The sequence below is a fragment of the Mesorhizobium sp. M1A.F.Ca.IN.020.06.1.1 genome (assembly GCF_004023265.1).
GTDB lineage: Bacteria > Pseudomonadota > Alphaproteobacteria > Rhizobiales > Rhizobiaceae > Mesorhizobium.
On sequence record NZ_RZSR01001398.1, the window covers coordinates 1 to 1,084 of the forward strand.

Annotated in this window: 1 protein-coding gene and 1 pseudogene; both read left to right on the plus strand. The window is 67.1% G+C overall.

What is annotated here, in order from left to right; genetic code table 11:
* Positions 1 to 485, plus strand: a 485-nt coding sequence (locus EOA60_RS34345) for an acyl-CoA dehydrogenase family protein (RefSeq protein ID WP_164899828.1), incomplete at its 5' end; no start/stop codon positions are given.
* Position 486: 1 nt separating this feature from the next.
* A pseudogene (locus EOA60_RS34350) lies at positions 487 to 1,084 on the plus strand (hypothetical protein); the annotation flags it as partial.

Genomic DNA, 1,084 nt, shown 5'->3' on the forward strand with positions numbered 1-1,084 from the left:
AGTCGATGCTGGCCAGCTCGCACATCTTCTGGGCGGCGACCTGGTTCGGCATCGCCGCCGACGCCTTCAATCGGGCGCAGGCCTTCGTCAAGGCGGCGGCGCGCAAGCAGCCCGACTCCATGCCGCCGGGCGCGCTGAGGCTTGCCGAAGCGGCCGCCCTTTTGCAGGAGATGAAAGGCCACCTTGCGGCCGCCATCCACCGCTTCGAAGCGGCCGCGGGCGACGACGACGCGCTGTCTTCGATCGGCTTCGCCGCCGAGATCAACGCGCTGAAGGTCGCGGCCAGCGAGAAGGCCGGCGCCGTGGTGCGTCTCGCCATGCTGGTCAACGGCATTCTTGGCTACAAGAACGGTACCCCGTTCAGCGTCGGCCGGCACCTGCGCGACGTGACCTCGGCGCCGGTGATGATCTCCAACGACCGCATCCTTTCCAATACCGCGACGCTCATGCTGATGAGCCGCTTTGACACCGGCCTGGGGAGCTGAGATGGACGCCAAGACATTCGACTCTAAGTCGCTGCTCGACAGCCTGTTCGAGAACGGCATCCTGTTCGAATCCGGCGTCGACGGCCTTTATGGCCGTTCGGGCGCGTTCGAGGACGTGATCGAGCGGTTCGAGCGTCTCGTCACCCGGCTCGGCGCGCCCGACAAGGCCACCCGCATCCATTTTCCGCCGGGCATGAGCCGCGCGACGCTGGAGAAGAGCGGCTACATGAAGAGCTTCCCGCAGCTTGCCGGCTGCGTGCATTCCTTCATGGGCGGCGAGCGGGAGCATGCGCAGCTGCTCGGCATGCTGGCTGACGGCGGAGACTGGACGGAGCTGCAGAAGGCGACGGACCTCGCGCTGACACCCGCCGCCTGTTATCCGCTCTATCCCACCATCGCCGCGCGCGGCCCGGTGCCGGCGCAGGGCCTGCTTTTCGAGCTCTCCTCCTACTGCTTCCGCCACGAGCCGTCGAAGGACCCGGCGCGCATGCAGCTCTTCCGCATGCGCGAGTTCGTCAAGATCGGTACGGCCGAGCAGGTGCGCTCGTTCCGCGAAAGCTGGCTGAAGCGCGGCAGGGCCATGATCGAGTCGCTCGACC